The 22526-nt window shown below is 56.2% G+C and carries 22 protein-coding genes; 18 read left to right on the top strand and 4 right to left on the bottom strand.

Features of this window, described 5'->3' with window-relative positions:
• The first annotated feature begins 53 nt into the window (after positions 1-53).
• The 4 genes from PPOP_RS04895 (at position 54) to PPOP_RS04910 (ending at position 2921) form a co-directional block, all read left to right on the top strand.
• Positions 54-848: a hypothetical protein gene (locus PPOP_RS04895; protein ID WP_006284968.1), complete on the top strand. Its 795-nt coding sequence runs from the start codon at positions 54-56 to the stop codon at positions 846-848.
• Between the two features lie 127 nt (positions 849-975).
• A complete protein-coding gene (locus PPOP_RS04900; protein WP_006284969.1) occupies positions 976-2091 on the top strand; it encodes an aminopeptidase in 1116 nt (371 codons plus the stop codon).
• A 119-nt stretch (positions 2092-2210) separates the two neighbouring features.
• The gene (locus PPOP_RS04905) at positions 2211-2453 is read left to right on the top strand and encodes an HPr family phosphocarrier protein (RefSeq protein WP_006284970.1); all 243 of its coding nucleotides are present in this window, start codon (positions 2211-2213) and stop codon (positions 2451-2453) included.
• A gap of 177 nt (positions 2454-2630) precedes the next feature.
• Complete coding sequence (locus PPOP_RS04910) at positions 2631-2921, top strand: Fpa/YlaN family protein (RefSeq protein WP_006284971.1); 291 nt, start codon at positions 2631-2633, stop codon at positions 2919-2921.
• A gap of 92 nt (positions 2922-3013) precedes the next feature.
• Here the strand turns inward: PPOP_RS04910 and cax are convergent, their stop codons facing one another.
• The gene (gene cax / locus PPOP_RS04915; RefSeq protein ID WP_042227482.1) at positions 3014-4078 is read right to left on the bottom strand and encodes a calcium/proton exchanger; all 1065 of its coding nucleotides are present in this window, start codon (positions 4076-4078) and stop codon (positions 3014-3016) included.
• A gap of 164 nt (positions 4079-4242) precedes the next feature.
• Between cax and PPOP_RS04920 the strand changes: the two genes are divergently transcribed.
• Entirely contained in the window at positions 4243-4629 is a 387-nt protein-coding gene (locus PPOP_RS04920) for an Asp23/Gls24 family envelope stress response protein (RefSeq protein ID WP_006284973.1), read from the top strand.
• 42 nt (positions 4630-4671) lie between these two features.
• On the opposite strand, the gene ftsW is transcribed toward PPOP_RS04920, so the two are convergent.
• Complete coding sequence (ftsW, locus tag PPOP_RS04925; RefSeq protein WP_042227483.1) at positions 4672-5922, bottom strand: putative lipid II flippase FtsW; 1251 nt, start codon at positions 5920-5922, stop codon at positions 4672-4674.
• A gap of 12 nt (positions 5923-5934) precedes the next feature.
• Entirely contained in the window at positions 5935-6285 is a 351-nt protein-coding gene (locus PPOP_RS04930; protein WP_006284975.1) for a YugN family protein, read from the bottom strand.
• 169 nt (positions 6286-6454) lie between these two features.
• Between PPOP_RS04930 and PPOP_RS04935 the strand changes: the two genes are divergently transcribed.
• The 8 genes from PPOP_RS04935 (at position 6455) to PPOP_RS04970 (ending at position 13637) form a co-directional block, all read left to right on the top strand.
• A complete protein-coding gene (locus PPOP_RS04935; protein ID WP_042227484.1) occupies positions 6455-6643 on the top strand; it encodes a hypothetical protein in 189 nt (62 codons plus the stop codon).
• A gap of 64 nt (positions 6644-6707) precedes the next feature.
• The gene (locus PPOP_RS04940; protein WP_006284976.1) at positions 6708-7136 is read left to right on the top strand and encodes a CBS domain-containing protein; all 429 of its coding nucleotides are present in this window, start codon (positions 6708-6710) and stop codon (positions 7134-7136) included.
• 105 nt (positions 7137-7241) lie between these two features.
• A complete protein-coding gene (locus PPOP_RS04945) occupies positions 7242-8927 on the top strand; it encodes a DNA repair helicase XPB (protein ID WP_006284977.1) in 1686 nt (561 codons plus the stop codon).
• The gene (locus PPOP_RS04950) at positions 8887-10866 is read left to right on the top strand and encodes a helicase-associated domain-containing protein (protein ID WP_006284978.1); all 1980 of its coding nucleotides are present in this window, start codon (positions 8887-8889) and stop codon (positions 10864-10866) included. Before PPOP_RS04945 ends, PPOP_RS04950 begins: the two co-directional genes overlap by 41 nt.
• Before the next feature lie 27 nt (positions 10867-10893).
• Positions 10894-11337, top strand: coding sequence for a YlbF/YmcA family competence regulator (locus PPOP_RS04955; protein WP_006284980.1), 444 nt, complete (start codon positions 10894-10896; stop codon positions 11335-11337).
• Positions 11338-11370: 33 nt separating this feature from the next.
• Positions 11371-11634 carry a YlbG family protein gene (locus PPOP_RS04960; protein WP_006284981.1) on the top strand — a complete coding sequence of 88 codons (264 nt, stop codon included), beginning with the start codon at positions 11371-11373 and terminating at the stop codon, positions 11632-11634.
• Between the two features lie 348 nt (positions 11635-11982).
• Positions 11983-12420 (top strand): hypothetical protein, encoded by a 438-nt coding sequence (locus tag PPOP_RS04965; RefSeq protein ID WP_042227485.1) that lies wholly within the window; start codon positions 11983-11985, stop codon positions 12418-12420.
• A gap of 275 nt (positions 12421-12695) precedes the next feature.
• Positions 12696-13637, top strand: a complete 942-nt coding sequence (locus PPOP_RS04970) for a PHP domain-containing protein (protein WP_006284984.1) — start codon at positions 12696-12698, stop codon at positions 13635-13637.
• Positions 13638-13837: 200 nt separating this feature from the next.
• Here the strand turns inward: PPOP_RS04970 and PPOP_RS04975 are convergent, their stop codons facing one another.
• Positions 13838-15637: an Rqc2 family fibronectin-binding protein gene (locus tag PPOP_RS04975; protein WP_006284985.1), complete on the bottom strand. Its 1800-nt coding sequence runs from the start codon at positions 15635-15637 to the stop codon at positions 13838-13840.
• Positions 15638-15859: 222 nt separating this feature from the next.
• Between PPOP_RS04975 and PPOP_RS04980 the strand changes: the two genes are divergently transcribed.
• The 5 genes from PPOP_RS04980 to gmk all read left to right on the top strand — a co-directional run bounded on the left by PPOP_RS04980 (position 15860) and on the right by gmk (position 22479).
• Positions 15860-18670 (top strand): calcium-translocating P-type ATPase, SERCA-type, encoded by a 2811-nt coding sequence (locus PPOP_RS04980; protein WP_042227486.1) that lies wholly within the window; start codon positions 15860-15862, stop codon positions 18668-18670.
• Positions 18671-18778: 108 nt separating this feature from the next.
• Positions 18779-20674, top strand: a complete 1896-nt coding sequence (locus PPOP_RS04985; protein ID WP_042227487.1) for a bifunctional homocysteine S-methyltransferase/methylenetetrahydrofolate reductase — start codon at positions 18779-18781, stop codon at positions 20672-20674.
• Positions 20675-20706: 32 nt separating this feature from the next.
• Positions 20707-21591 carry a YicC/YloC family endoribonuclease gene (locus tag PPOP_RS04990; protein ID WP_042227488.1) on the top strand — a complete coding sequence of 295 codons (885 nt, stop codon included), beginning with the start codon at positions 20707-20709 and terminating at the stop codon, positions 21589-21591.
• A 35-nt stretch (positions 21592-21626) separates the two neighbouring features.
• The gene (remA, locus tag PPOP_RS04995; RefSeq protein WP_005548256.1) at positions 21627-21887 is read left to right on the top strand and encodes an extracellular matrix/biofilm regulator RemA; all 261 of its coding nucleotides are present in this window, start codon (positions 21627-21629) and stop codon (positions 21885-21887) included.
• Between the two features lie 13 nt (positions 21888-21900).
• Positions 21901-22479, top strand: coding sequence for a guanylate kinase (gene gmk, locus PPOP_RS05000; protein WP_042227496.1), 579 nt, complete (start codon positions 21901-21903; stop codon positions 22477-22479).
• Positions 22480-22526: the final 47 nt, after the last annotated feature.

The following is a 22526-nucleotide window of genomic DNA, read 5'->3' on the forward strand; positions in this document are numbered from 1 at the left end:
CTTTTTTTGGGGATTGAAAATTTTGTTGCGACAAGAGAAGGGGAGGATTCGTTATGGGCGGGACGATAGGCCAGGGGCGAAGATGCATCTTGTTGTCCGCAATCATTACCGGATTCGTCATCCTGTTGCACGGATGCGGAGTAACCGCTAATCCCGATGATATACTGAACCGGGCCCTAAGCGGAGTTGGGGGTCAGGATCAAGTGCGGTTCGAAGGCTTGGCGGAGATATGCGTCGGCAAGGACATGCTGCTAACCAAGCAATTCCGGTATGAAGGAGAGGCGAAGCAGCACAAGGGCGTCCATATGAAGCTGAGCGCCGATATGGATCAGCGGACGACCGCCAAGCGCTGGAATCCGGTAACGCAGATGGATCAATTGCAGCGGATCCCGGATAAGCAGGTCTCCCTCCTGTCTCAAGGGGAGGGGCCTGTTGGGGCGAAGGGGACTGGACAAGGCAACAAGACAGAGCAAGAAGGGAGAGAACTGGTTCCGCTGCAAGTAACGTTGTCCAACGAGGATGCGAAGCGAATCTATATCAGCCAGTTGGAGGAGGATTATAAGCGGATCATTCCCCCTTCCGAGCCGTACCAGAAAATGCGTCGTTCGCTGAGTGAGCAGGAACGGAGCAGATTAGATGCGGAGCTGAAGACAATTGTGGACCGAAGCCGGTCTGACCTGGATCACAAGCTGAAGGCCGCCAGCATCGCCGGGCGTTATGTCGTCTGGGTGGAGCGGCGCCATTCCTTGCCTGTCATCCTGGAAGGATGGTTTACGGCCGGCTATAATGACAATGGCAAGGAACGCCGGGAGACCGTTCATACGAAGACGAGGTTCTCTTATAAGTAACGCCGCAGCGTCCCGAGCCTGGCCGGTCCGCAGCCAATCGAGAGCGCGGCGCTGTTTTCGATAAGCGCTCATGTTACAAGTAGGTAAGGTTTCATCATTTTATCGGCCGACCGAGGAGGAACATGACATGAAAGACCCAAGATTGCAGAAGCTGGCACAGAACTTGGTTCAATATTCCATCAATGTGCAGTCAGGTGAAAATGTGCTGATTGAGATGATTGGCTCCGAGCGCGAACTGGTAATGATGCTAGTAAATGAAGTCGCGGCGCGGGGCGGCCGCCCGTTCGTGCAACTGACCGACCGTAAAGTGCTGCGCTCGCTGATCAAGATCGCGTCTGAGGAGCAGATAAAGACGTGGCGGGAATATGATTTGCTTCGGATGCAGAACATGCAGGGATATATCGGGATTCGCGCCGGGGAGAACGCGAACGAAATGTCGGATGTGCCGGAAGACAAAATGAAGCTGTATGACACCATTTATTCGCATCCGGTACATATGGAAGAGCGTGTCAAGCGCACGAAGTGGGTCGTGCTTCGTTATCCGAACGCTTCAATGGCCCAGTTGGCCAACACGTCAACGGAAGCGTTTGAAGATTTCTACTTCGATGTGTGTAATCTGGATTACTTCAAGATGGACAAAGCGATGGAGCCGCTGAAGGCGCTGATGGACCGCACCGACAAGATCCGCCTGACCGGCCCGGGAACCGACCTAACGTTCTCGATCCGGGGCATTGGGTCTGTTAAATGCTCGGGGCAGAACAATATCCCGGATGGCGAGGTCTATACCGCGCCGGTTCGCGATTCGGTCAATGGCACGTTGACCTACAATACGCCATCGATTTATAACGGCTTCACCTTTGAGAATATTTCGTTCCGGTTCGAGAAGGGCAAAATTGTGAAAGCGTCGAGCAATGATACGGACCGGATCAACCATATTCTCCATACGGACGAGGGGGCGAGCCATATCGGGGAGTTTGCGATTGGGGTTAATCCGTATATTTTGCATCCAATGAAGGATACGCTGTTCGATGAGAAGATTGCGGGCAGCATCCACTTTACGCCGGGTCAGGCCTATGAGACGGCAGACAACGGCAACCGTTCCTCGATCCATTGGGACCTGGTACTGATCCAGCGTCCGGAGTATGGCGGAGGGGAAATGTATTTCGACGATGTTCTTGTGCGTAAAGACGGACTTTTTGTCATCCCTGAGCTGGAGTGCTTGAACCCGGAGCGTCTGAAATAAGCGGAATCCGTTGATTTTCACATGTTTTTGCAGATTTATTATTGCGTCAAGCGTCTCATTCGCGGTATGATGGAAATGTAAGGATACTAGTCGAACTAATTGATGATGGAGGGATTTCGATGTCTAATAACACGGCAATTGTGGAAATCTCACAAGCAGCAAGCAAATTCAGATCTTCGATAGTCTTGCAAGCTGACAACAAATACATTGATGTTAAGAGCATTCTGGGTCTGTTCACGACCTTGGTGGGCAACCAGAAGTACGAGCTTCACGTTCATGGGCCGGATGCGGATGAAGCGAAGACAGCGATGGCGGAAGTATTCAAGAAGCATGGATTGGACGTATCTGTTGTAGCGGAGTAACAGCGAGAGCCGGAGCAGGATGTTCCGGCTCTTTCTATAATCTATTGCCATGATAGCGGCTAGCGGAGATTGCACAGCATAAGAGAAGTTCGTCATGCATCTTGTGTTACCCGTCATGATCGTCTAATATTAGAGTTAGAACAATCGTGACTTCAAGTCATAGGGGGGAAACCAGGCATGTCTTCGTCGAATGTGTTGCAACAGCTAAGTGACAGAGCGCTCACTCTGCTAGAAGCGGATGCGCATCAAATAGAGAAACTCATCCAGGTCCAGATGGAGAACTTGGCGACGCGTTACTGCCCTCTCTATGAGGAAGTATTGGATACGCAAATGTACGGTTTTTCTCGGCAGGTTGACTTCGCAATTCGAGCCGGACTGGTGGAGGAAAGCGTTGGCAAGCAGCTTGTCAGCAAGCTGGAACGCAATCTGGCTACCTTGTATGAGGCATTGAATAAGGCTACTCAATAATTGCTATCGCGTTACGCGGGTATCCGCGAACACAGGAAGGCCCGGGATTTTATATCCCGGGCCTATTGAGTGCAGTCTCGTTTCTACCCAGCTTAGACAAGGTAGAAAGATACCCCCAGAATGATATAGACGGCGAGCAGCAGCAGACCTTCATACCAGTTCGTTCGTCCGTCCTGAGAGATCGATTTGGCGATGAATACCGCTACCCCGATCGCGATCATCTCCAGGGTCGTGAATACGATGTCCATCGTCTGCCCGAACAGCGCGCTCACGAAGACAAGCACAGGAGCGACAAAGAGCGCGATTTGCAGACTGCTGCCGATTGCGATCTCCACGGCGGCCCCGATCTTGTTCTTCATGGCCATCATGACGGCGGCGCTGTGCTCTGCGGCATTGCCGACGATGGCGATGACGAAGGCTCCGACGAACAGCTCCGACAAGCCGAATTGCGCCGTGAACGTATCCAACGTCCCGACAAGCCATTCACTGACGAAAGCAACCATGACCGTGGAGATGACGAGGTAGAGCACGGATTTCCCTTTTGACCATTGCGGCTCCTCTTCCACCTGTTCCTCCGACCGCTCCGATTTTTCCGTCAGCATCTCCTTATGCGTGACCATGGAGAACAGAAGCCAGAGCAAATAAGCGGCGATGAGAATTCCGGCCACGACCAGGCTCAAGACTACAGTACCCGTCTCGCTGAGGGAATGGGTCGTGAATAAAGCGGCAGGCACGAACAGCGCGATCACGGCCAAGATCATTAGCGAGCCGTTCATACCGGCCAGGTTGGCGTTGAACGTCTGCACCTTATACTTGATGCCTCCAACAAGCACGCTCAATCCGAGCACAAGTAGGAGGTTGCCGATAATGGCGCCGGTCAGGCTCGCCTTGACCATGTCGAACAACCCTTCCCGCACCAGGAAAATCGCAATGATGAGTTCAGCCGCATTGCCGAAGGTCGCATTCAGGAATCCGCCCAGGCGCTGGCCCGCATAATGCGAGACGGCCTCTGTCGACCGGCCGAGGAATCCGGCCACGAACACAATCGCCACGGCGGACAGGGTGAACTGAAGCGTCATGTTCCAGGATAAGTAATGTCCGGTTGCGCTTAGGATGAAGGTCAGCCAGAGGATAATAAAGAACAATCGTTTTCCCAAAACATCACCCCTACTAAATTCATAATTACGTGAGATCATCCGATATTTAATATAACCAACCGCATCGAGATCGTAAACAAAAATTACTGTCGTTACCTGTCATCAGGTGTTTGCTTTCAAGATTGGGGATCGGTACAATAAAGATAAGAGAAAGGAGGATGACGATGGCAGAGGAGCAACTGAATACCCATGAAGGGAACATTCGCATATCGGATGATGTTGTCGCCACAATCGCAGGTCTCGCTGCGCTGGAAACTCCAGGTGTTGCTGCCATGTCCGGAGGGCTGTCCGAAGGATGGGCAAAGCGCCTGAGCGGCCGCAACGTGCAAAAGGGTGTATCCGTGGAAGTGGGCCAAGTGGAAGCGGCCATAGATTTGAGAGTTATCATTATGTACGGAATGCCGATACAGGAAGTATGCCGACAACTGCAGATGAATGTTCGGGAAGCGGTGCAGAACATGACGGGATTGAATGTGATTGAGGTCAACGTCAAAGTGGAAGGCGTCGCATTCAAGGATGAGGAATTGGAAGAAATGCCGCGCATCAAATAGTCCTTATGAATGGATGAGCATCATGCATGGGAACAAAAAAGACTACACGGACCGAAGCGGCCGGTAGTCTTTTTTGTTGGAATTGCGAGGGACCGATTGTCCGGTCTCCTTCTTCTGCTGCACGCGGTTGTATTCCCGCGAGACGCTGAGCAGTATTCCGACGCTGACCATCGTAATGAACAGGGAAGATCCTCCGTAGCTAATGAACGGCAGGGTGACTCCCGTAATGGGAATCGTCCGCGTGACGCCGCCGATATTGATGAAGGCCTGAACGGCGATGATACCGACTATGCCCATGCTGACGAGCGTGCCATAAATATCCGGGCAGCGCAGCGCAATCAGGATGCCCCGCCATATGAAGCATATATAGACGAGCAAAAAGATGGCGGTTCCAATAAAGCCCAATTCCTCCGCGATGATCGCGAAGATAAAATCATTGTACGGATAAGGCAAATACAACAGCTTCTGAATACTTTGCCCGAAGCCGGCTCCCGTCCAGCCGCCGTGCGCGATCGCCTTTAAGGAATGAAGCAGATTGTAGCTGGCTGCCTGCGAATCATGGAACGGATCGAGCCAAGATTGGAACCGGGCCATCTTGTAACCGCCCGACAGCTTGTCCGGCATGAACAGCATGCTCAATCCGAGCACGCCGAGCACGCCGATGATGCCGACGAGCAGGCAATTCATAATATGCTTCAGGTTGGCTCCGCCCGCGATGACGATAACGCCGGCGCATGTTGCCAATATCATCGCACCGCCCATATCGGGCTGCAGCATGATCAAGCCGACGACGAATCCGACAATGATCATGACCGGGAATAGCCCGGTGCGGAAGTCACGGAATTTCTCCCCCTTCTTGGCGATCAAGGCCGACAAATACAGCACGACGGCAATCTTCGCCAGCTCGGTAGGCTGAATGCCAAGGCCTCCGATGTTAAACCAGCTTCGCGCTCCGTGCATATCCTCCGCCGTGAACGGGACAATCAGAAGAAGGATGATCGTAACGATGAATAACGGAATGAACAGTATTTTGTAGGCCGTATAACGGATGTTCATGGCGAACAGCATAGCGACGAGGCCTAACCCAGCCCACATCAGCTGCCGCTTGGCGAAGTAGAAGGAATCATAATTATACCTCGAAGATACGGCAGCCAGACTTGAGCTTGAACTGAATACCATCACGACGCCGAACCCGACAAGCAGTAGGGTCAGCACCAGCAGAATAAAATCAGGCGCTCCCTTGCCCGTGCTTGGCGGGTTCTTCGATTGACTGGGTCTATGCGGACTGTTCAAGGGAACGTACCTCTAGGCGCTAAGAAGCACATGCTTCAGCTCATTCAGCTTCTGGGTGGCATGATTCACGATCGGCTGCGGGATCGCAGATTCGTAATCCAGTCCATGCGGGAAGGAAGCGCGGCCCATGTAGACCGCCTCGATGGCGAGAATCGAATCGGGCTTCTCCAGCTTCCCTTCCTTCACGCGGGTATTGATGCGCAGAAAGTAGGCTTCGCCGTTCTTTTTATCTTCCATTTTCAAATCGTATGTTGCCCGGTAATATTCCCATTGCCAGCGGATAAAACCGAGATTCTCCGTTGCCTCATCCAAGTAGGGCAGATCCGATTCGAGGCCGATCAGGCCGGTGTTGTCAATAATCATGCATCTATTCCTCCTTCAATCGTTCCTAATTCATCAAGTGCAATCGGTTACCTCTTTCTCATGATAGTATGTTTCCTAAGCTTGCGCAAGACATCGCTTGCGGCGGTGGAGCGGAAGAGGCGGCATTCGAAATGAATGGGTCTGCTTGAACCGAAGCATAAGGAGCCGCGTGACCCGGATTTTATGGTACAATATAGAAAAAACGATGCATGTTTGCGGCCATAACGCGCATACAGCGACACTGCTGTCCGTCGTCCGCGCGATGGCGGAGCACCGCGAACCGTGCTTCGATATTGACGAGCCGGCGATGCTGATGGCTGGTGAGCTGTTGGCGGGGCTGGTATGCGGCTGCTCATGAATCCATAATCCAGCATAATTCATAGGCATAACGGTTATCCTAATGGTTGAACAGGAGGATGATTATGCCAAGCATTGAGAACATGATGACGGATTCCATCGTTACCTGCACGGCACAGGACAATATTTATGAAGCCGCAGTCAAGATGAAGCAGCACGACACCGGATTCATTCCAATCGTAGATGGCGAACGCGTAATCGGTGTCGTTACCGACCGGGATCTTGTCATTCGCGGAATGGCCGACAAGCACCCTGGCTCCACTTCCGTCCGTGATGTGATGACGGAAGATGTCATTACCATAGGCCCGGAGGCCACCATCGACGAGACGGCGGAATTGATGGCCGACCACCAGGTGCGGCGTCTGCCGGTCGTACGGGATGGTAAACTGGTCGGCATCGTATCGCTTGGGGATCTTGCCGTACACGTGCATTTCGTGGATGAAGCGGGAGAGGCATTAAGCGAGATTTCCGAACAATCGCCGTATACGCACTAGGTCAGGCTGGACGGCACAAGTTCATCCTCTCTTCCGAGACGGATGAACTTTTTTGTGTTGCAGGACAGGAAAGGGGATAGAGGATTGGCTCAGGCATCTTTTCGAATGGTGGTACAACAGGATTGCACGGTGCTGGTGAACGAGCGGAGCCCGGAATATCCGGAGATTCGGGCGGCCGTGCAACGGTTCGCCGAACTGATGAAGATTCCGGCGGGTATCCATACGTTCCGGATGACGCCGATAACGTTGTGGAACGCGGCCGCGAACGGCGCCACGGCCCAGTCGGTCACGGAAACGCTGGATCGGTACGCGACGTACCCGACGCCTATCAAGGTCAAGCAGGAGATTGAGATGTGGATGGGAAGGTACGGCCTGTTCATTCTGGAAGGGGAGGATAAAGAGAGGCACTTCACCCTTCGCTCTGAGGATGAAAAGACGCTTGAACGATTCATGCACGATGTGGAAGTCGGCACGCTGTTCTCGAGCCGGCCGCAGCAGGGTCGGGTGCTCGTCCATGCCCGCTACCGCGGGCAGCTGAAGCGGGCCCTTGCGCGCGCGGGCTATCCCGTCATCGACCATTTGGGCTTCCGCGACGGAGAGTCGCTCTCGTTCCGGCTGGAAGAGTGCCCATCCTTCTCCCTGCGGCCTTATCAGCAGGATGCGGTCGCCGCCTTCATCGGGGCGGGGATGCGGGCAGCCGGCGATGGCGTCATCGTGCTGCCCTGCGGAGCGGGCAAGACGATCATCGGCCTGGCGGCGATGACGGCGCTGCAGAGCGAGACGCTCATTCTCACCTCGAACGCGACGTCGGTCAAGCAGTGGAAGGAAGAGCTGCTGAAGCGGACGACATTGAAGAGCGAGCAAGTGGGCGAATATACGGGGGCGGACAAGCAGGTGCGCCCCGTGACGATATCAACCTATCAGATGATGACCTACCGCCAACAGAAAGAAGGCGAATGTAGCCATATGCGTCTGTTCCATGAGCGCGACTGGGGGCTCATCATTTATGACGAGGTTCATCTCCTGCCGGCGCCAGTGTTCCGCATGACAGCGGATCTGCAGGCGACGCGGCGCCTCGGTCTGACCGCGACGCTTGTGCGCGAGGACGGCTGCGAGCGTGACGTGTTCTCTCTCATCGGGCCGAAACGGTTCGAGCTGCCATGGAGACAACTGGAGGAGGCCGGCTGGATTGCCCGGGTCACCTGCACGGAGGTAAGGGTTCCGCTCCCCGGGGCGACCCGCATCGCTTATCAGCAGTCCGGATTGCGCGAACGGGCGCGCATCGCGGCGGAGAACGGGGCCAAAATTCCGGCCGTCCGGCAGCTCATCGCGCGCCACCCGGGAGCGCCGACGCTGATTATCGGGCAGTACTTGTCCCAGCTTGACGCATTTGCCGCAGCCTTGCAGGCACCGGTTCTTACTGGGCAGACGCCGCAGGCCGAGCGGCAGCTTCTGTATGAGGCGTTCAAGCGGGGCGATCTGCCGGTGCTTATCGTATCGAAGGTGGCGAACTTCGCCGTCGATCTGCCGGACGCAACCGTAGCGATTCAAGTATCCGGCAGCTACGGCTCCCGGCAGGAAGAAGCGCAGCGGCTCGGCAGGCTGCTGCGGCCGAAGAAGGACGGGCGAATGGCCTACTTCTATACGGTCGTCAGCGAGGCGACCAAGGAGCGGGATTACGCGCTCAAGCGGCAGTTGTTCCTGGTGGAGCAGGGCTACCGCTATCTTATCGAGAAGGGAGAAGAGAGCATTGAACACGAATCAGCTGTTGAAGCGGACGGAACCGGATGAAGCCTCGGCGTCCCGCTGCTGCTGGGAGCGTTATGTAGAGCGGCCGGAAGCGATTCGGGAGGAGTTCCAGGCGCTCCAGCCGCCGCTGCGGATCCCGTTGGTGATCATGTTGAAGCAGGCCGGCCCGCTTCCGTTCACGGTGGACAAGCTGCGAAGCTGGCATGGGCCGCAGGCGGCCGGTTCGGCTCTGTTGGCCGCTTGCGACTCGCTCGCCGAACGCGGCATCGTGGCGAGCGTCAAGCGGGCGTGGGGCGAGCGCCTGATCTTCCTGCCGTCGGATATATATGTTCAGTTGCTGGGATGTCTGCTTGATGAACAGCTCCAGGCGGAAGCGGGTCATCCGGAACGGCCGGAGTCAGTGGAGGAGACGCCTGGTCCGGAAGCGGATGGCTATCTGTCCGAAGCGGGACGCGGCATCGTGTTCGGCCTTTTCTCCCTGCTCGCCTTCGCAGCAAAGGAAGGGCTGCCGCTGACGGCAAAGGGAACGCTCCACAAGCGTGCCGTCACTCGGCTGTCGGCGCTCAATCCGTGGGCGGCCGCGGACCTTCCGAATGATTTGGGAGCGCAGTATCCGTTCGCCGATGCACTGCCGCTGCCGCTTGCCCTGGTCATCGATATCGCGCTTCGCTTCGGCCTGCTGAAGAAGGAGGCGAACCGGTATGCGGTGATCGAGTTGGAGTTGGCCCGCTGGCTGCGGCTTCCTCCGCATGTCTGGCGCGAAGCGGTGATGTCCGTGGTGGAAGAGCATTACTTGCCGCCGGATCAGCAACTGCGCCATCTCGTACTGGCGGTGCGCCTTATCGGAGCGGATGGGGCATGGCATAGTGAACGGAAGGTCATTGCGCGGCTGAGAGGCCTCGGACTGCTGAACGCAGAGGACCGGGCGGAGCGCCAACTGCGCGGCTGGCTGCGAACTTTCCACGCGCTCGGCTTCTGCCATCTGGCTCGGTCAGAGCAGAGGGAGGAGGCGTGGTCTTACCGTCTCGCTGAACAGGAAGTGGCGGAGGGGCCGGGATTTTTCATTCAACCGGACTTCGAGATTTTGCTTCCCGCCGCCGCCCCGTACTATCTCCGGTGGGAGCTGGAAGCAATCGCGGACTACATCCGCACCGATCAGATGGATGTGTACCGGTTGACTAAAGCCTCTTTCGAGCAAGGGGTGGAGCATGGGCGGACGAGGGAGTCTGTCTTGCACTTCATGGAGGCGCATGCCTGGTCGGGCGTGCCCGAAAATATTCAGGATGCGATGGAGCTGTGGAGCTTGCAATACGGCCGCGTCCGCTTCGCCGAAGTGATGCTGCTTCGCTGTGAGGACCATGTTGCTGCGGCAGAAGTGAAGGAAGCGCTGCTCTGCGAACCTTCTGGCATGGCCGGAATTGAGCCGATCGGGGAACGGGACTTCATCGTCGATCGGGAGCGCGTCCGCGAGCTGGGAAAGACACTGGATAAGGCGGGAATCGCGCCTCTGCGCCAATGGGCCGGGAAGGAGGAGGCGGACGCCATGATATCGGTGTGGGAGGAGGCTTCCGCCGAATTAGGATCGGCTCCGGAGGAAGCGGGGAAAGCAATGGTTTACAGCCCTTCTCCGTTGCAGTATTATGAAATGGAGACCGAACCGCTGCTTGGTGAAGATATGGTGGCGCCTTATCGGGAGGTACCCAGCCAATGGACAAGAACGTTGCATTCCTATCATGCTTCCACACAGAAGGATCTGGTGTCAACAGCCATTCGGCTTTTGACCCCTATCGAAGTGGAGCAGTCGGGGCAGTGCGCCACGCTTATTCCCATCAGAATCCGGGACGCAGAGAAGGGAGCGTGGCTGTTGGAAGCTTATGATGCCGGCGAGGGAGACGCGGCAGAGCTGAAGACATGGTCCCCGGCCGATTGGGAGCGGCAGCGGCTGGTGCTTCCCGCAGGTTGCCCTGGATCAAGCCGGTAATCCTAGATAAGAATTGAGCGTGATAACATGTCAGTAGGATCCGTTGTCGACATGGCCGTTCTGCTCATGAACGCTTACCAATTGGGCGATATGATTAACCAGTCGGTGGAAGTAGCCGAATATCTATATTGGAAAAAACGTATGGAGCAGAACGCGGAGGTCGATCGCCTCGTTCGCGAATTCGCTCGCAAGAAGGAGCTGTTCGAGGAGACGGAGCGCTTCGGACATTTCCATCCGGATTATCACCGGGCGAAGGATGAAGTGATGGCAGTGCAGGCACAGATGGACGAGATTGACGAGGTAGCCCGCTTCAAGCAGGCGGAGCAAGCACTGGACGAGCTGCTTCATGAACTGTCAGAGGTGATTGCCCATGCGGTCTCCGATACGATCAATGTACCCAGCAACGACTCGCTGATGTCAAAAGGCTGTGGAAGCGGAGGATGCAATGGCGGCTGCAGCAACTGCTCTTAGCCAGCCTTCATTCGGGGGAAAGCGAGGTGATTTATGTTTCCTGAGCGAACGGGATATATTATATGGGTTGCCGATGTGAAGGCGGCCCGGAATCTGGACAAATACGGAACGCTCCACTATATTTCACGCAAAATGCACTATGCCGTTCTGTATGTTAACTCGGATCGAGCCGAGGATACGATGAAGAATATTCGCCGATTGAATTACGTCAAAAAAATCGAACGCTCGTACCGGAACGAAATCAAGACGGAATATGGCGGGGAAAGGCAAGACAATACCCAATATTTCGGAATGTGAGAACATGGATACAGACCTATTCCTATCTAATGGAATAGGTCTTTTTGTTGTTGCCGGACCGAGCCTCTTCGCGCTCCGACCGGGAGACACATCTCTTTGCAGAGAACGCTCGAAGCGGCCGATATCGTCGCTCTCCGAACGCGCCCGGGAAGGGCTGATTCGTAGGGCAAGCGGAAACGTTACCAGAAAAGGTTGGAGAATGTGTCTTTTTTGGAACACTTTGTTAACCTTTTTGCTAAAACCGGTCTGTAAAGCGGGTGTGAACTTGAGAACGGGTTGAGCTTCATGTAATATATTGGGTAAATATACATAGGCAAAAAAGACCTAACGTGGTGGAGAGTGGTACCAATGAGAGATAAAGTCATGGAACGATGGAGCACGTATGAACCTTTTTATGTCTTGTTAGGGGATAACAAAGTGGCTGATATCGTCATCACCCATCATGCCAGATCCCGCTGGGTAGATCGGATTTCCAAGAGAGATGCCGATACCGAATCGATCGCCGTGTTTATGTGGGATTGTCTGAAGCAGGGACGGATCGCTCCTTACTATCGCAACGAGCAGGATGTGTTTCTGATTGACGGAGACTTGGTCGTGGTGGCGGATATTTCTCCTTCAGATCGGGATTTCGATCTGGCGGGAGAGCCGATGATGAAGATGATTGTCGTTACGTTTCTTGGCAAAATGTCGGAGACGATGGAACTGCGGGATTTGAAAACGTACTACTCCTGGCTCCGTCATTCCCGCCGCATGACGCTCATGAAGAACAGCCGCAAGCGCAAGTAGCGGGAGCGCTTTCCGAAGCGCGCCGCATAGGCAGCTCTGTATAACATACGCCGGTGCATAGTAGACCGTTCCCTGCCGGGGACGGTCATTTTATTTTTGAGGTGGGGGGTATTCCGGAATGGCGGAAGCATGGCTCCGGAAAAAGCCGCTCCCGGCCCGAAGTGGGCTTCGCGGGCAGCCTGTCCCATGTTCGCTCCCGCTGGAGTATAATGGTGGAGAGAGTCCATGGGAGATAATGACCTATTTGCGTACCAATAAGAAAAGGAGTGGTTGCCATGACCGATTCACAACCTATTATCCCCGCTTCAGCGCAGGAGGAGGAGCCGCAGCTGGCGGCGATGGAAGGTGCCGGCGGTTCGCCGGTCCGAATCGGGGGAGCGGATTTGCACAGCCATACGGAGGCTTCCGACGGAATGACCCGGCCGGAAGAGAATGTCCGCTTGGCGAAGGAGGCCGGGCTGGAGGCGTTGGCCATTACCGATCACGACACGGTGGCCGGCATTGGCGAGGCGCTCGCCGCCGGCCGGCGCAGGGGCATCGAGATTGTCCCCGGCGTCGAAATCAGCACGGTCGAGGAAGGCATCGATATCCATGTGCTGGGCTATTTCGTGCGGGTGGAGGACGAGCGGTTCCTGCAGCGGTTAAGCGAGCTGCGCGCGGTCCGGGACCGCCGCAATGATATGCTGATCGCTAAGCTGAACGAGCTAGGCATTCCGTTGACGATGGAGGAGATCCTGTCGGGCCTCGGCCGTCCACTGTTGCCGGGAGAGACGGTGGGCCGCCCGCATATCGCGGATGCCCTCGTCCGCCGTGGTGCGGTTCACGACATGCAGGAGGCGTTCGAGCGTTATATCGGCGTCGGCGGGGCGGCTTACGTCAATCCGGCCCGCATCCAGCCTGGCGAGGCGGTGCGTTGGATTAAGGAAGCCGGAGGCGTGGCCGTGCTCGCCCATCCGGGTATATACGGCAATGACGAACGGGTCGCGCGGCTGTTGGATGAATCGCCATGGGACGGAATCGAAGTATGGCATTCGGATCATTCGGCCTCGGACGCGGAGCGGTACTTGCAGATGGCGGAGCGGCACGGCCTGATCGCGACCGCAGGTTCGGATTTTCATGGCGCGCGGCAAGGGAAGGTATTCCACGGCGCATTGGGCGGCCGGCGCGTCGGGCTGAAGACTGTCCGGCGCTTGCGGGAGCGAAGCGGGCGGGATTGACCCGCGGCAGACGTTCATTCTACCACAGTAGAGTGGGCGTACAGGCTGGCGCGCTGGGGCGGGGACAAGGCACTCCGAAAAGGGGAACAGGCATAGAGACAGGAGTTGCGCAACAAAAAGGAAACAGGAACAGACAAGAAGCCTAGAACGAAGGAACCGAGCGGTTCCTTCGTTCTAGGCTTCTTGCTACGCGTGCTTGCTCAACCGTTCGTCTTGACGGTGACCGGAAGCTGGCCGACGCGGTCTGCGTCCGGCGTAATGAACAGCGTCTTCTGCCGCTCGTAGATGACGAAGCCCGGCTTCGCCCCGTTCGGCTTGCGGACATGGCGGATAAGCGTATAGTCGACGGGGACGAGGCTGGATTGCTTGCCCTGGCTGAAATAGGCCGCCAATTGGGCTGCTTCCTCCAAGGTGGCGGCACCGAAGCACTCGCTCCGGATGATGACATGCGATCCGGGAATGTCCTTCGTGTGAAGCCATGTGTCGTTCGGCTGGGCCAGTCGGTTGGTGACATACTCATTTTGCAAATTATTCTTGCCGACGTAGATCGGAATGCCCTCGGTTGAGGTGTAGCAGTATATCGTCGGCCGCCCGTCCTTTTTCTTGCGCTTGCCCTTCCGTTCCCGATCGCGCAAATAGCCTTCCTGGACAAGCTCCTCCCGAATCTCCTGCGCATCCTGCAGATTGGCCCCTGCAAGCTGATGTAACAGCATGTCGAAGTACCGGTTCTCTTCCTCGGCCGCACGCATTTGCTCCTGTACGACGGCGATACTGTTTTTCGCCTTGTTGTACTTCTTGAAATAGCGCTGCGCGTTGTCGGATGGCGAGAGCAGCGGGTCGAGCGGGATGGTAATCATGCCTCCATCCTCATCGTAGTAATTCGGGAGCTCGACCGAAGCGTCGCCCTTGCGAAGCATATGGAGCGAGGCGAATAGAAGTTCGCCCATCACCCGGAAGCCGTCCGCATCCTTCGATTCCTCCAATGTCGCCTGCAGCTTTCCCAGCTTTTTCACGTTTTTGTTATGCTCCTGCTGGAGAAAGCGGGACAAGTCGCCTACGCGCTGCTTAATCATGTCCCGTTCAGCCTTGTCGCCATAGAAGGCCTCCATGCAGGCGCTCATCGTCTCATATTCAGTACGGGTCCCCTTACTATGCGTAAGCGGGAGTGCCGAGAAGTACGACTTGCCGGCTTCATCCTCTACGAGCGTTGGCTCGTAATGATGGACTCGAACCTGTTCCATCATGCAGGAGAAGACTTCCCACAACGCCAGACCGTCGAGAAGCTTGTCCGTGTCCGCCTCCGCCATGCTCACGCCGACGCGGTAGACAATCTCATCCGCGAGCCGGGGGCTGAGCCCGGAGAAGCGGCTCACGAGCCACTTGGCCGCCTGCTTGGATGAGAGACGATGATCTGCCCCCACTCCGTCCTCCTCCGCAACGGCTTCCTCCCACCATGCGAGGAACTGCTCCGAGTCCGTGCCGAGCGGATCGGCCTTATGCTGCTCCGGCGGAGCCGTATAGGCGAAGCCCGGCATGATGATTCGGTAGCTGCTGATGGACGGGGTCACATGGTGGATGCCGTCCACGATGGAGCCAGTCACCGAATCAAGCAAAATAATATTGCTGTGGCGTCCCGTCAACTCCACGACGATTGTTTTATTTGCTTCATCCCCCAACTCGTTCCGTTGTCGGACGCGGAAGTGCAGTATCCGCTCACTGCCGATCTGCTCCACCTGCTCGATAATGCCACTCTCGCAATTTTTTCGCATCAGCATGCAGAACATGGGCGGCTCCGGCGGATTGGTGAAGCTTTCTTCGGTAAAATGCACCCGCGGGTAGGTCGGGTTCGCGGACAGCAGCAGCTTGCGGTTCCGTCCCGCTGTCCGGATATGAAGCACGATGTCATACTCGGTCGGCTGATAAATTTTATGAATGCGCGCGCCGATGGTCTGCTGCAATTCATGCGCAAGGGCGCGGGTAACGATTCCGTCCAATGCCATAATTGATTGCTCCTATCCATGCGGGGCCGGGTTCGGTCTCCCGCTCATTTGCCTTATCTCCCTATGATGCCATATTTTTGGACAAAACGTAAGAGTTCCGTGTTCACATTGGGATATTTTCCGACTCATCCGAATAAAGTTACCCTAAAGACCGTTTCTTTGGACGAGTTGGATTGTCACGCCAAAGAGGGCCATCATACGGGAGGAAAGGGGAACGTACCTATGGATCAATTAAAGTGGCACCAGTCAACGGCCGTAGATTTGCTGAAAACGTTGGAGGTCCACGCCGATCAAGGCTTGACTGAGGAAGAAGCGGCCGCAAGAAGGGAACGATACGGGCCCAACGAGCTGTCGGCAGGGCGGCGCGTTTCGCCGATAACGTTATTTTTGAATCAATTCAAAGATTTCATGGTGCTCGTTTTGGCGGGGGCGACTCTCGTCTCCGGGATGCTCGGCGAATATTTGGACTCGATTACGATTATCGCGATTATTTTGCTGAACGGCGTTCTTGGATTCGTTCAGGAGTTCCGGGCCGAGCGTTCGCTGTCTGCCTTGAAGCAGATGTCCGCGCCGACGGCCAAAGTGATGCGCTCCAGCACCGTAACCCACATTCACGCCAACCGGCTTGTTCCCGGCGATATCGTTCTGCTGGAGAGCGGCGATCGCGTTCCCGCGGATATTCGCTGGGTGGAGACCAACAGCTGCTATGTCGAGGAGTCAACCCTGACGGGCGAGTCGGTTCCGGTCAGCAAGCATCATCACCGGATTCAGGAGGTGGAGATCCCCCTCGGAGACCAAAAAAATATCAGCTTCATGGGAACGATGGTGACGCGGGGGACCGGGAAGGGCGTCGTCATTCGTACGGGAATGGATACCGAGATGGGCAACATCGCCCACCTGATCGAAAATACAGAAACGATGGATACGCCGCTGCAGCATCGGCTGGAGCAGCTTGGCAAGATGCTCATCATCGTGGCGCTCATCCTCACTGTCATGGTCGTCGTCGCGGGCATCATGCACGGACAGCCCGCCCTTGCCATGTTCATGGCAGGGGTCAGTCTGGCGGTCGCTGCCATTCCGGAAGGGCTGCCGGCCATCGTGACGATTGCGCTATCGCTTGGAGTCCAGCGTATGATCAAGCGCAAAGCGATCGTGCGCAAGCTGCCTTCGGTGGAGACGCTGGGCTGCGCCTCCGTCATTTGCTCCGACAAGACAGGAACACTGACGCAGAACAAAATGACGGTGACCCGGATGTGGCTTGGCGGACGGATGCTGGAGGTAAGCGGAGAAGGCTTCGAGCCGAACGGCCAGGTGTGCGAGCAGGGAAAGCCGATCGAGCTCAAGCATGATCAGGAACTGCGCCGCTTCCTGCAGATTAGCGCGCTCTGCAATAATGCGAGCCTGACGGAAACCTACCCGGAGGAGCTTCGTTCGGCGAAGGGGGGGCGCAAGAGCGAGAAAGCTGCCGATCCGGAAGTTCTCAAGGCCGTCTGGAACGTTGCGGGCGATCCGACGGAAGGCGCGTTGCTCGTCCTTGCGGCCAAGCTGGGCATGACCTTGAGGGCGCTGCAAGGCATGTACGAACGGACGCAGGAGTATCCGTTCGATTCCGAGCGCAAGCGGATGTCGGTTGTCGTCATGCATCAGGGAGGACGCCACGTTTTGACCAAAGGCGCGCCAGATGTGCTGCTGGAGCGGTGCAAATATTTGCTGTGGGATGGCAAGGTGGTGCCGCTCACCGGCACGCTGAAGCAAAAGGTGCTAGCGGAGAACGAGGGGATGGCCAAGCAGGCTTTGCGCGTGCTCGGCCTGGCGTACCGCGAGTTGAAGCCGCATGAGACGATTCGTAATGAAGCGGAAGCCGAGTCGCAACTGGTGTTCGTCGGGTTGGCTGGCATGATCGATCCGCCGCGCCGCGAAGTCCGCCAAGCGATCCGCCTGTGCCGCCGCGCAGGCATCAAGACCGTGATGATTACCGGAGATCATCAGACGACGGCGGAAGCAATCGCGAATCAGCTCGGCATCCTTCCCCGGGGCGGCATGAGCGTGAACGGGGCCCAACTGGCCGGGATGGATGACGACGCGCTGGACGAAGTCATCGACAACGTCTATGTCTATGCCCGCGTGTCGCCGGAGCATAAGCTGCGCATCGTCAAATCATTGCAGCGCCAAGGGCATGTCGTAGCGATGACCGGCGACGGAGTGAACGACGCGCCGGCGATCAAAGCCGCGGATATCGGCATCGCGATGGGCATTGCCGGCACGGATGTGTCGAAGGAGGCCTCATCGCTTATTCTGAGCGATGACAACTTCGCCACGATCGTCGCCGCTATCGAGGAAGGGCGCGGCATCTACGAGAACATCCGCAAGTTCATCCGTTATTTGCTCGCTTCCAATGTAGGCGAGATTCTAGTCATGTTCCTGGCGATGTTGTTGGGGCTCCCGCTTCCACTCGTACCGATTCAGATTCTGTGGGTCAATCTGGTGACCGACGGATTGCCGGCGATGGCGCTCGGCGTCGATCAACCGGAGAAGGATCTGATGGAGCATCGGCCGCGTTCCGCCAAGGAGAACATCTTCGCCCGCCGACTCGGCTGGAAAATCATCAGCCGCGGTATTCTTATCGGCGTCTGTACGCTGATCGCGTTCTGGCTGACGCTGCAGGTCGATTCCGGCAGCGCCGAGCAACTGATGAAGGCGCAGACGGTCGCTTTTTCCACCTTGGTGCTCGCCCAGCTTATTCACGTCTTTGACTGCCGGAGCTCGCGGTCGATATTCCATCGCAACCTTTTCCAAAATAAGTATCTCGTGCTCGCGGTAATTTCTTCCTTGCTTCTGCTGCTCGGGGTGCTGTATATCGAACCGCTTCAGCCGGTATTCAAGACGATTCCGCTCAGCTTCCGGGATTGGGCGATTACATTTGTCATGGCCGGGATACCGACCTTCCTCCTTGGCATCGGCTCGGTCATGAGCGGTCAGAAGAAGAAGCCTTCCGGCGGCAGACCCACATATCCGAAGCGGCATGCGGCATAAGCGGTGAACTACACCGATGCACTGAAGACGCTTCCGTAGGAGCGTCTTTTATTTCAAGAGGTGCCGTTGCTTGATAAAATGGGGGATGGGGAGAAAGGTGGAGACGGGATGAAGGACTTGCGCCAAGTGCTGCAAGGGGAAGTTATTGTCGGTGACGGGGCCATGGGCACCTATTTATATCAATTGGGCTACCCGGTAGGAATCTCCTATGAATCGCTTAACATCAGCGCTCCGGAACGGATCCGGGACATACACCGCGAATACGTGAGCGCAGGCGCCCGGCTCCTGGAAACGAATACATTTACGGCGAACCGTGAGAAGTTGTCGAAGCATGGGATGGAGAAGCAGGTGAAGGCGATTAACCGCGCCGCGGCCCAACTGGCGCGCGAGGCGGCGGCAGGCCACGCCTATGTGGTGGGGGCGTTGGGCTCGATCCGTGCTGGCAAGCGGGAAAATATCGCGACGGATCAGGTCAACCGCGACTATACCGAGCAGTTGTCAGCCTTGCTGGAAGAGGGCGTAGACGGGATCATGTTCGAGACATTCTATGATATGGAGGAAATGAAGCTGGCGGTTCAGATCGTGCGCGCTCTGGACGACCGCATTCCGATCATCTGCCAATTTGCGGTCGAGAAGTCGCATCGGACGAAGGACGGCCTTCGTCTGTTGGATGCGTTCCGCCTGTTGCGCGAGAAGGGCGCAGATGTTGTCGGCTTGAACTGCCGCATGGGGCCGAACGGCCTGATGCGGGCGATGGAGGATCTTGCCGGTCGGCTGGCACTGCCGATGTCGGCCTACCCGAACGCCGGTCTACCGGATTATGTGGACGGAAGGTATAACTTCGTGGCTACGGCCAACTATATGGCAGAGCGTGCCGTGCGCTTCGCCGATTTGGGCGCGCGCATTATCGGAGGCTGTTGCGGGACGACGCCGGATCATATTCAGGCGATAGCGCTGGCGCTGGCGGATGCGAAGGTTACAGTCCTCCCTACACTGGCCAAGGAGGAGGCCCGGGCCGTTCGGCCGCTCGAGATCGGAGATCACGGCGCGGAGTCGGTGTCCGGGCAGGGGACGACGGCACGCGAGCCGTCACTTATCGATACGGTTCGTGAACGCCATGCCGTCATCGTGGAGCTGGATCCGCCGCGCGATCTGGACATCGCCAAGTTCATGCTGGGCGCCCAGGCGCTGAAGGATGCGGGGGCTGACGCGCTGACACTGGCGGACAACTCACTTGCAGTCACCCGGATGAGCAACATGGCGCTCGGTTATTTGGCGCTCGATAAGATCGGCATTCGGCCACTCATCCATATCGCCTGCCGGGATCGCAACCTGATCGGAACGCAATCCCATATGATGGGGCTGAATGCGCTCGGCATCGATCATGTGCTTGCGGTAACCGGGGATCCGGCCCGCTTCGGCGATCTGCCGGACTCCAGCTCGGTCTATGACTTGACCTCCTTCGAGATTATCCGCATGATCAAGCAGCTGAATTCAGGGCTTGCTTTCTCGGGCAAGGCGCTCAAGCAGCGTGCGAACTTTGTCGTCGGGGCGGCATTCAACCCGAACGTGAAGCATCTGAGCAAGGCGATCGAACGCCTACAGCGCAAAATCGAAGCCGGCGCGGACTATATTATGACGCAGCCGGTATATGATGCCTCTCTGAGCGAACGAATTGCCGAAGGAACGAAGCATTTGAATGTGCCGGTTTTCCTCGGTATCATGCCGCTGGCAAGCGGGCGGAATGCGGAATACCTACATAATGAAGTGCCGGGCATTCATCTCTCGGACGAGGTGCGGGAACGAATGAAGGGGCTCGAGGGCGAGAACGGGCGCCGGGAGGGCGTCGCCATCGCCAAGGATCTGCTGGATGTGGCGATGAAGAATTTCAACGGAATCTACTTCATGACCCCGTTCATGTTCTACGAGATGACCGTCGAACTGACGGAACATGTATGGCAAAAGGCGGAACGCCCAACCGACCCCTTGTATCGGCATACGTAATGAATTAAAATAGGATAATGGATGTGGTACCCATGGTATACAGCATGACCGGTTATGGCCAGTCCGTCCGGACCGTCGGCGGATACAAGATTACGATTGAAGCGAAATCCGTTAACCATCGTTATTGCGAGATCATGCTGCGCATGCCTCGTGAATGGACAAGCTGCGAGGAGCCTTTGCGCCGCCTCGTTCAGCAATCCGTCAAGCGTGGGCGGGTAGACGTGTTTATTAACAGAGAACGTGAAGGGGAAGCGAAGACAGTGATAGCCATCAATGAGCAGACCGTGAAGGCCTATAGGGAGGCCGGTCGGCTGCTTCGAGACCAATACGGCATCTCCGGGGAGATGACCGTCAATGACTGGCTTCGCTTGCCTGATGTATTTACCATCCAGGAGGAGCAGCCGCTGTCCGGAGAAGAGCTGCTTCACGAGCTTGAATCCGGCCTGGCGGAGGCAATGGATAGTTTATGTCGTATGCGGGTCATGGAAGGCAGCCACCTCGCCCAGGATATGAAGGAACGACTGAACCGCCTCAAGTCGCTGCATGCGGATATTTCCACACGGGCTCCGCTCGTCGTTGCCGAGTATCGGGCCAAGCTGCAACAGCGGATAGAGCAACTGCTGGATGCCGAGTCTTCCTTGAACGAATATAAGTTCGGCATGGAGGTAGCTCTGTTTGCAGATCGCTCCAATATCGATGAAGAATTGACGCGGCTACAGAGTCATTTCAACCAGTTCAGACAGCTGCTGGACAGCACGGAACCGATCGGAAGGAAGCTCGATTTTCTCATCCAGGAGATGAACCGGGAAGCGAACACCATCGGTTCCAAGGCGAACCATCTGGAGATTATCAACCATGTCGTAGACATGAAGGCAGAGGTGGAAAAGATTCGTGAACAAGCCGCGAACTTGGAATAAATAGGGAGCGTTCGAAAGTAGAGGGAGGATCTGTAATGGCCATTAAACTGATTAACATCGGTTTTGGTAACATCGTATCTGCCAACCGTATCATCTCAATTGTGAGTCCGGAATCGGCTCCTATTAAGCGAATTATCCAGGAAGCGCGCGATCGTCATATGCTGATTGACGCGACTTACGGCCGACGCACCCGCGCGGTCATCATTACGGACAGCGACCATGTCATTTTGTCTGCGGTCCAGCCGGAAACAGTAGCGCATCGCTTATCAACGAAGGACGACGACAACGACGAATAAAATGGGGATGAACATGAAGATAGGATTTTTGATTGTGCTATCCGGCCCTTCCGGCGTTGGCAAAGGCACGATATGCAAATCTTTATTGAAGCGGCTGCCCGAACTGATCTATTCGGTGTCCGCCACAACGCGCCAGCCCCGTCTCGGAGAAGTTGACGGAGTGAACTACTTCTTCAAGTCGCGGGTAGAATTTCTGGATATGATCGAGAACGATAAGCTGCTGGAGCATGCCGAATATGTGGGCAACTACTACGGCACCCCGCGCGACTTCGTGGAGCAGACGCTGAACGAAGGGCAGGACATCATTCTGGAAATCGAAGTGCAGGGCGCGTTGAAGGTAAAGGAAAAGTTCCCGAATGGGATCTTTATCTTCCTGCTGCCTCCATCACTGGACGAGCTGGAGGAGCGGATTCGCGGACGCGGCACCGAGAATGATGCGGTCATCGATCACCGTATGACGGCGGCGGTCGAGGAAATGGCCATGATGGCGAATTATGATTATGCCGTCGTGAACGATGAGATCGACTTGGCATGCAAGCGTATAGAGAGCATTATTATAGCCGAACATTGTAAAATCAGGCCTAACCGGTAAGACGGCAGTCAGAGAGGCGCACTTTCGATAAAGTGTGCCTAGTGACG

Origin of the sequence: Paenibacillus popilliae ATCC 14706, from assembly GCF_000315235.1 — a bacterium.
GTDB lineage: Bacteria > Bacillota > Bacilli > Paenibacillales > Paenibacillaceae > Paenibacillus_B > Paenibacillus_B popilliae.

What these genes read in the sequence shown, in the direction of transcription:
- PPOP_RS04980 (WP_042227486.1), top strand. Translation starts at nt 15,860, where the DNA reads ATGGATCAATTAAAGTGGCACCAGTCAACGGCCGTAGATTTGCTGAAA.
- PPOP_RS04965 (WP_042227485.1), top strand. Translation starts at nt 11,983, where the DNA reads ATGAGAGATAAAGTCATGGAACGATGGAGCACGTATGAACCTTTTTAT.
- PPOP_RS04920 (WP_006284973.1), top strand. Translation starts at nt 4,243, where the DNA reads ATGGCAGAGGAGCAACTGAATACCCATGAAGGGAACATTCGCATATCG.
- PPOP_RS04945 (WP_006284977.1), top strand. Translation starts at nt 7,242, where the DNA reads ATGGTGGTACAACAGGATTGCACGGTGCTGGTGAACGAGCGGAGCCCG.
- PPOP_RS04970 (WP_006284984.1), top strand. Translation starts at nt 12,696, where the DNA reads ATGACCGATTCACAACCTATTATCCCCGCTTCAGCGCAGGAGGAGGAG.
- PPOP_RS04910 (WP_006284971.1), top strand. Translation starts at nt 2,631, where the DNA reads ATGTCTTCGTCGAATGTGTTGCAACAGCTAAGTGACAGAGCGCTCACT.
- PPOP_RS04990 (WP_042227488.1), top strand. Translation starts at nt 20,707, where the DNA reads ATGGTATACAGCATGACCGGTTATGGCCAGTCCGTCCGGACCGTCGGC.
- PPOP_RS04900 (WP_006284969.1), top strand. Translation starts at nt 976, where the DNA reads ATGAAAGACCCAAGATTGCAGAAGCTGGCACAGAACTTGGTTCAATAT.
- PPOP_RS04955 (WP_006284980.1), top strand. Translation starts at nt 10,894, where the DNA reads ATGTCAGTAGGATCCGTTGTCGACATGGCCGTTCTGCTCATGAACGCT.
- PPOP_RS04985 (WP_042227487.1), top strand. Translation starts at nt 18,779, where the DNA reads ATGAAGGACTTGCGCCAAGTGCTGCAAGGGGAAGTTATTGTCGGTGAC.
- remA (WP_005548256.1), top strand. Translation starts at nt 21,627, where the DNA reads ATGGCCATTAAACTGATTAACATCGGTTTTGGTAACATCGTATCTGCC.
- gmk (WP_042227496.1), top strand. Translation starts at nt 21,901, where the DNA reads ATGAAGATAGGATTTTTGATTGTGCTATCCGGCCCTTCCGGCGTTGGC.
- PPOP_RS04895 (WP_006284968.1), top strand. Translation starts at nt 54, where the DNA reads ATGGGCGGGACGATAGGCCAGGGGCGAAGATGCATCTTGTTGTCCGCA.
- PPOP_RS04940 (WP_006284976.1), top strand. Translation starts at nt 6,708, where the DNA reads ATGCCAAGCATTGAGAACATGATGACGGATTCCATCGTTACCTGCACG.
- PPOP_RS04960 (WP_006284981.1), top strand. Translation starts at nt 11,371, where the DNA reads ATGTTTCCTGAGCGAACGGGATATATTATATGGGTTGCCGATGTGAAG.
- PPOP_RS04930 (WP_006284975.1), bottom strand. Translation starts at nt 6,285, where the DNA reads ATGATTATTGACAACACCGGCCTGATCGGCCTCGAATCGGATCTGCCC.
- PPOP_RS04975 (WP_006284985.1), bottom strand. Translation starts at nt 15,637, where the DNA reads ATGGCATTGGACGGAATCGTTACCCGCGCCCTTGCGCATGAATTGCAG.
- PPOP_RS04905 (WP_006284970.1), top strand. Translation starts at nt 2,211, where the DNA reads ATGTCTAATAACACGGCAATTGTGGAAATCTCACAAGCAGCAAGCAAA.